General features: G+C 42.0%; 8 protein-coding genes. 5 read left to right on the top strand and 3 right to left on the bottom strand.

Translation table 11 applies throughout. The features are described 5' to 3' along the window. Both Q1A70_RS18270 and Q1A70_RS18265 read right to left on the bottom strand, forming a co-directional pair. On the bottom strand, positions 1-884 hold an 884-nt coding region (locus Q1A70_RS18270; protein WP_299697501.1), incomplete at its 3' end, for a site-specific integrase. Beyond that, positions 877-1,122 (bottom strand): hypothetical protein, encoded by a 246-nt coding sequence (locus Q1A70_RS18265; protein WP_016786354.1) that lies wholly within the window; start codon positions 1,120-1,122, stop codon positions 877-879. The genes Q1A70_RS18265 and Q1A70_RS18270, both read right to left, overlap by 8 nt. Positions 1,123-2,099: 977 nt before the next feature. On the opposite strand from Q1A70_RS18265, the gene Q1A70_RS18260 reads away from it, so the two are divergent. The 5 genes from Q1A70_RS18260 (at position 2,100) to Q1A70_RS18240 (ending at position 5,946) form a co-directional block, all read left to right on the top strand. After that, entirely contained in the window at positions 2,100-2,342 is a 243-nt protein-coding gene (locus Q1A70_RS18260) for a type II toxin-antitoxin system ParD family antitoxin (RefSeq protein ID WP_102506858.1), read from the top strand. After that, positions 2,335-2,619 carry a type II toxin-antitoxin system RelE/ParE family toxin gene (locus Q1A70_RS18255; protein ID WP_299694980.1) on the top strand — a complete coding sequence of 95 codons (285 nt, stop codon included), beginning with the start codon at positions 2,335-2,337 and terminating at the stop codon, positions 2,617-2,619. The genes Q1A70_RS18260 and Q1A70_RS18255 overlap by 8 nt, the downstream gene beginning before the upstream one ends. A gap of 533 nt (positions 2,620-3,152) precedes the next feature. Continuing rightward, a complete protein-coding gene (locus tag Q1A70_RS18250) occupies positions 3,153-3,446 on the top strand; it encodes a hypothetical protein (RefSeq protein WP_299695021.1) in 294 nt (97 codons plus the stop codon). Between the two features lie 662 nt (positions 3,447-4,108). Next, on the top strand, positions 4,109-4,738 hold the full coding sequence (locus tag Q1A70_RS18245; protein ID WP_299695019.1) for a DUF1440 domain-containing protein: 630 nt from the start codon (positions 4,109-4,111) through the stop codon (positions 4,736-4,738). 296 nt (positions 4,739-5,034) lie between these two features. Beyond that, complete coding sequence (locus tag Q1A70_RS18240) at positions 5,035-5,946, top strand: replication initiation protein (RefSeq protein ID WP_299695017.1); 912 nt, start codon at positions 5,035-5,037, stop codon at positions 5,944-5,946. 57 nt (positions 5,947-6,003) lie between these two features. On the opposite strand, the gene Q1A70_RS18235 is transcribed toward Q1A70_RS18240, so the two are convergent. Next, the gene (locus Q1A70_RS18235; protein WP_299695015.1) at positions 6,004-6,648 is read right to left on the bottom strand and encodes a hypothetical protein; all 645 of its coding nucleotides are present in this window, start codon (positions 6,646-6,648) and stop codon (positions 6,004-6,006) included. Positions 6,649-6,734: the final 86 nt, after the last annotated feature.

Below are 6,734 nucleotides of genomic sequence, written 5' to 3'. Positions count from 1 at the left end.
ACCTCTGTAATATCAGGACGAAAATGCCCAAGTTCTTGAGATATGATGGTCATGACATCGAGTCGTTCAAAGTGATTCGCGAGTTGTTCGTATCGGTCTTGTGCGTAGCTGTGACGTAGGCCGTGTGCTCCGTTAGAGTAGCCAAGAGCTCGAGAACTTGCCTTGCTGAATGCATCAGAGAATTTATGACCACCGGCTAGGTTGTAGTGCGATTCGTAATTCACGCCACGATCAACAATATGTTGGGGGCTGTCGAGTCTACGTTCTTCTAAACGTTCAACTAAATGGTTGGGAATTTGCACTTCACGAATTAAACCGCCTTTACCTTCTACGGTATAGGTTTGGGTGTCATTGGGGAGGTAAGAGAATTTATCTTGATGCACATCTCTTGGACTTGGGGACTCTTCACCTGAAGGGCGCAAAGAGTGTAGCTCGTGAGCGCGTAGGCCAGCGGCATAACAAAGTTCTGTTGAGAGTGCGTGGTGCTCGGTTTGGTGTTGAGTGATCGCGTTAACTTGCTGTGGTGTATAGGACCGAGATTGTTCAATCGTTTCACGTTTAGAGGACACGATATCGAGTTTGGTCTTTTCTGAAAGTTGGTGTGTCACATGTTCCATCATGGCTTGGAGAGCTTGACGATCCATGTCGATTGTCTTTTGTGAACATTCGTGAGAGCGCAATTCTAAATAGGTGTTGGCTTTGTCTGGTGTTATGTCTCTAAGAGAACCAAGCTTGAACTCTTTTAGATAATCGCAGCAAGTTTTAAGTGCTTGCTGATAATTCCTAGCCGTACCCACAGATTCGATGACATTGCCTTTGCCCTGCATTTCTTTAATAACAGACGCGGCTTGTTTCTCTGATTTAGCAAAGTGTCCTCTAGCCATTACGAGTCACTCCAATGGAATGGAGATAGCGGAGAATGGTACTGCGAGCTGCATATTGTTTGTGCTGAGTTTGGAGGTGCAGAGCTATCAGTTCTAAGGACGCACCACTCGTATACATCTTTGCGATCTCATTACGGAAAGGTTCGAGTTTTGAAGTGCGTTTTTTGTAGTTTTTCCCTTTGCGTAAAGCGCGGGTCTGCTTGGCAGCTTCGGTCGCTGCGATGGGATCAAAGCTCATAAATTCTCGATATTTGCGTAAGAACTAGCTAGATAATTTCGTAAAACATCTAGACGGCAGTGCCGTTCGCCACTTCGTTTTTTAACGTAAAAACGGGCTGACTGTTCACACCTAAAACCGATCACTATCCGCCAGTGAAATGCGTTGTTGAGTTATTGTTTTCGCTACTTTGAGAGGCATCGATGGTTCAACAATTTGGCCACCGCATACGATTATAACTAGGTCGTACTCCCCTGAGACAAAATCAGTTTTCAGCTCTCAGGCTAAGCGCAGATTTGATTCTCGCAGACCAAACCAAAAGGTTATCTAGGTCAGGTTCCTGCATAAGCAGCAGTGGGCTATGGTTTAAAACATAGTGACACTTTCACGATTCTTCGGCAATAACTTTTAGTTGCATATGTACGTTGCATTCATTTTGTTGCGTGAATCAACATTAATCCTTTTAAATATTCGCGCTATGTGGAAATTTTAATTTCTACATAGCGCGAATATTTTCGCGAAATTTGCGAAGTGTCCCTCTCAATTTTGCAATGCGTAGCGAGCAAACAGAGAGGGACGCTGAGTGAATTTGATGGGGGTATGGGGCATCGCCCCATGAAAGGCTGACGCGCTACGCTTGTCGCATCCGTGCACCAAGCAAAACCGCTTAGGCGGATTTTGCCTGGAACACGGATGAAAGTTTGGAAATTAAATATGGGTGTTATGGTTTAAGACTATGAGTTTGATTTGGAGGTTTTAGGGGTTTGTCAGAGTTATTTTTACAGCACTGTCATTGTCTGCTGTTTTTGTTGTAGTGAATGACAACGTTCCGACATGGGGGCATGTTTTGGGGTGGGGCTACATCTTGGGTATGTTAGCTCTGGGAGTGATGACATTGAAAGCCGAACAGCTCATGGCATGGTGTGATAAGCAATTAGCGAAAAAGAGAAAATGAAGAGGTATACTAGTTGTGTGAATAATTAACACATGGTGATTTTATGGCTAGAACAACAAGCGTCACAATCGGAGAATCTCTTGATTGTTTTATCGAAAGAATGATCGCTACAGGCCGTTATGGTTCTACTAGTGAGGTAATGAGAAGCGCATTACGTTTACTCGAGCAGCAAGAAAATCAGCAAAACTTGTTGCGTAAAGCTTTGGACGAGGGGGAAGCAAGTGGTGAGAGTTCGTTATCCTTGAAAGATGTGGCTGCAATGAGAAAGGCAAAATTGCATGTATAAACTCTCCAAAAAAGCAGCAGATGACTTTGGGGATATCTACGAATATACCTTCTTAAATTTTGGTGAAGAACAGGCGGACAATTATACCGAGGAAATGGAGCAGTGCCTTCAAACTGTGTCCGAAGCCCCTTTTATCGGTCGAGATTGTTTTGATCTTCGCCCTGGTATTCGCCGGCATGATCATCAAAAGCACGCTATTTTTTATCGAGTTCGAGATTTTGATATCTTTGTCATCCGCATTTTGCATCAGCAGATGAACCCTATGTTGCATCTTTAAAAGTAGATCGAGCGATAAATGCAAAAAATGCCCCTTAGAGGGCGTTTTTTGTTTCAAATAAACACGCTAGATTTTGCTATGTAAATCGCTCTGAAAACGTCACAAACTTACAAGGCGTTATGGAAGTACATTGCCTTGAGTAAGTGTCCTAAATCTTCGCTAAGAGCGTTTGAGGCGGTCTGGGGGCTGTTTCTGATAGCAAACTCACGCATTTACCATAATAGGAATAATAAACACCGATTTTTGTAGGTTCGATGAGGTTTTTCGCTTAACTGAGTGTCCTGTTGAATGGTGCCGAACAAGGTTTTGGGCGCATACAGGCTGTATATGAGAAAACAGTGGGGTTCAGCCTGAATATGAACTGTATTTATCTTCTCTATCTTTCGTTACTAACAATAGATACCTGCACATGAGCCTGTAACCAAGGTTGCTAACTTTTGATAATCCGCTTTTTCTCTGGGAAATAGGAGGGGTTGACAAATATTTAGTCGGTGTAGAGTCAGTAAAAGGTACTTAATATGGAGTTGTAAAAAATGTTTGAAGTTATTTTGGAAATCGGAAATGTTGTATTTAAGGATTACGCATTAATCTCTCTACCCCTCCTCGTTCTTTCATACACGAAGTTTGGTTTTAACTTGATCGCAGACGCTGGTTGGGTTGTCTTAAAGCCGGTGTTTACGCTTATTGCTCTAATCTTATCTCCAATCACAACACCACTTATCCGTTATCGGACTAGAAACATGACGTGGGAGCAGAAGTTAGATTACTACAGAAGTAAAGGTGTAGATGTTGAAGCTGTTTTAGAAGAGGGTAATCTCCGTGCTTAATAAAGACTATTTGATGAATGTCATCTTCATGGTGGTGACGAGAGTAACTTTTCCTATCTACTATTTTTTCCTAAGACGTAAATTAAACCGCATGACTGTGGATGAAAGGAAACTGCATCTAAAGAATATGAATGAGCGTGTAATGGAATACTTGCACCGCAATCCTCATGTGAAGATGTGGTGAGTTCTTTTAGGTTACTTTTTGGAGGCTAACTATGATCAACATTTTAATTGTATCTGCACCTTTCATTATACTTGGTCTGTGTACTTTAAATGCAGACCACATCATTAGGTTTGCTAAGTCCTTACAAGATGAGGAGAGCTAGCTCTTTGCTAAAGCGTAGGTGTGGCTACATGTATTTTATTCTTGGATTAAACATAACTGCTATTCTGCGCCGATGGTCGATTTACCTAACGGCACTTAGTTCGAAGCCAGGTTTAGAAACAAGAACGGCTCCCGATTGGGAGCCGTTCTTCGTTACGGAGTCACGCGATTGAACATAACAGGAATAATGAACACCTAGTTTGTTAGCCATTCAGATAGGTATTTTCATATTAAGAAAGGTTGATAAATGCAATATTAGTTTCCAATCTCTTTATTTTTTTCAGAGGTAAATTATATACAATATATGGTTTACCTTTGATGATTAAGATACTTGTAGATGAAATTTTTAAAATGGTTTTTCGTACAAACTGACTCTGAACGCAGACGTTATGGGTTAGCTGCGCTTATAGGTTTGATTGCTGGAGTTGTTTCTTCATTTGTAAAATGGGGAGCTGAAGTACCTTTAGCTCCTCGTAGTCCAATGGATATGTGGCAGGCCGGTTGTGTTAATGAACATCTAATCCGTGCAGCAAGTCAAATTGATTGTTCTCGTGATTTTTTGAATCCTCCATATGTATTTCTTCGCGATTGGTTACATATCGCGGATCCAAATTCAGTTGTTTACACTTTTGCGGGACATGCTTTCAACTGGGTTGGTGTTACTCATATTTTATTCTCCATTGTTTTTGGTTTGGGCTACTGTGTTGTTGTAGAAGTGTTTCCAAAATTTAAGTTATGGCAGGGTTTATTAGCTGGTGCATTAGCTCAATTCTTTGTACATATGGTTACATTTCCATTACTGAATTTGACGCCTTCACTATTAGAGCTCCCAGCTTATGAATGGATATCTGAAATTGTTGGTCATCTAATTTGGTTCTGGTCGATTGAAATTATTCGAAGAGACCTTCGTAACCGCTGGACTCGTGAACCAGATGCAGAAGTTTCTTTAAACGCCAAGTTTCGCTAGTCAATTTGATCTCAATTTAACGTAACGCACACTTAGTGCGAAGTGCAGTGTTTCGGTAGAACAATGATTCTCGAAAGGTCGCGATAGCGGCCTTTTTTGTGCCTGAAAGCAAGAAAAGCGAAGGGAAATTGCGAAGTAAGGTATTGAGGAGTAAGATTAACTCTAGATAAAACAAAGCCCCGAATATCGTGCTAACTTGGCGGAAAGTCGATAATTCAGGGCTAAATCTTAAGGTAATTTTAACACATGGATAGACAAAGACAATCCACACGTAACCGCCATAGGTGCAGTTATGTGTGAAAGCTGAACAATCAAACGCATTTCAACTCGATCTAATCGAGACGCTTCCTCATAAGCCGTATTGTACCGATGAACTCGGTGTCACTTACATACGCCCTAAAAGCACTGCGATTAAGAAAAAATATCTGCAAGTTAACCAACCGAAGTTGGTCACTTACCTTGTCTTTGATATTGATCGACAAGGCGGTGTTTTGGCTTGGTACGACAACGACCTTCCCACACCATATTGGACTTCAAAGAACCCAGAGAACGCACACGCACACATTGCGTATCGCTTGAAAGTTCCATTCTGTACGTCTGATATCGCGCATAGTGAACCTATTCGCTACGCAGCTGCGATTGAATCCGCGATGATTGAGCGTCTGAAAGCAGATCGTGGATTCGCAGGACTACTGACGAAAAACCCACTGCACCCACACTGGCAAAATGAATTTTGGACAGAGTACGAATACACACTCGATGAACTGGCGGAATATCTAGATCTGAAAGGCCACCCGTTACGTGGTAGCGAAGTATCAGGTCTTGGTCGCAATTGTGAGTTGTTTGATACGGTTCGTCAGTGGAGCTACAAGGCGATTCGAGAGTTTTGGGCGCCTAACTACAAGCGTCAGTGGAACTCGGCTGTCTACGACCAAGTGGAAGCCATTAACGCTCAATTTAAAGTGCCTTTGCCTGTGTCAGAAGTGAAAGCGATAGCGAAGTCGATCGCTAATTGGACGTATCGAGAGTTCACGCCGGAGAAGTTCCGTCAGAGCCAAGCTAAGAAAGGGGCGAAAGGTGGTAAGGTTGGAGGTAAAGTCTCCAAACGTAAGCCTGTAGAAAGTTCAGAAAGAACACTGAAACCTTGGGAAGATTTAGGGATTAGTCGACCAACTTACTACCGAAGAAAAGCTAAAGGACTACTTTGATTTTGAGACCAGATAAAGCCTTATCAGATAACAGCCCTTTTCAGGGTCGTTATCTGATCAATGGTTTCTATGTTTCTTTGCTAATCTTGCTAGAGCGTTATACGTAATTTTGGTTCCATCCGTGAACTTCCAGTCTATTTCATCTAAGAACTCTGCCATTATTTTCTTCTCTGCGCTCAGCCGATCTCTTTGACCTAACTTACTCTGTGTCTGTTGGTTTTGTCGACGGTGTGCGTGATTGGTTATTTTTATTTGTTTTTGTAACGCCACTTCCTTGTTCTCTGTTTGTTGCTTGATAGCGTAGATCTCGTTTTCTTTTTTGTTGAGTTGTTTAGCTTCTTTGGTGTGTTTGTTTACGACATCCTGCTCAACTTGAGCTTGGTACTCTCGCTTTATGTTTTCGAGCTCTTTCGTTTTTTTAGCAAATTCTTGCTTAGCTTCGAGTAACGATTCATCTGAGAATGTGCGAATGCCGTTGAAAATTAAACCTAAAATGAACGCTGTAATGAGGCTAAACAAGAATATGTAACCCCATGATTGCCATTGTATCCAAAGGGTTTCGGAACCTATAGCGAGGAGTACTGGATCTTCTTTTATTGTGATATCGACAAGCCAAATGTGGTCGCCCGGTGCTAAAAAGCTGAGATAGGGCGCGGCAAAGAGTATGAGCAAGCCAATCACGATTAATAATCCCCAAATCATCTTAAATACACCTCTGTAATATCAGGACGAAAATGCCCAAGTTCTTGAGATATGATGGTCATGACATCGAGTCGTTCAAAGTGATT

This window comes from uncultured Vibrio sp., from assembly GCF_947488985.1.
GTDB lineage: Bacteria > Pseudomonadota > Gammaproteobacteria > Enterobacterales > Vibrionaceae > Vibrio.
Note: the sequence above shows the minus strand (reverse complement) of the source record. Positions and strands in the feature narration are given on the sequence as shown.

Coding starts and splice junctions, on each gene's coding strand:
- Q1A70_RS18265 (WP_016786354.1), bottom strand. CDS start 1,122: ATGAGCTTTGATCCCATCGCAGCGACCGAAGCTGCCAAGCAGACCCGC.
- Q1A70_RS18260 (WP_102506858.1), top strand. CDS start 2,100: ATGGCTAGAACAACAAGCGTCACAATCGGAGAATCTCTTGATTGTTTT.
- Q1A70_RS18255 (WP_299694980.1), top strand. CDS start 2,335: ATGTATAAACTCTCCAAAAAAGCAGCAGATGACTTTGGGGATATCTAC.
- Q1A70_RS18250 (WP_299695021.1), top strand. CDS start 3,153: ATGTTTGAAGTTATTTTGGAAATCGGAAATGTTGTATTTAAGGATTAC.
- Q1A70_RS18245 (WP_299695019.1), top strand. CDS start 4,109: ATGAAATTTTTAAAATGGTTTTTCGTACAAACTGACTCTGAACGCAGA.
- Q1A70_RS18235 (WP_299695015.1), bottom strand. CDS start 6,648: ATGATTTGGGGATTATTAATCGTGATTGGCTTGCTCATACTCTTTGCC.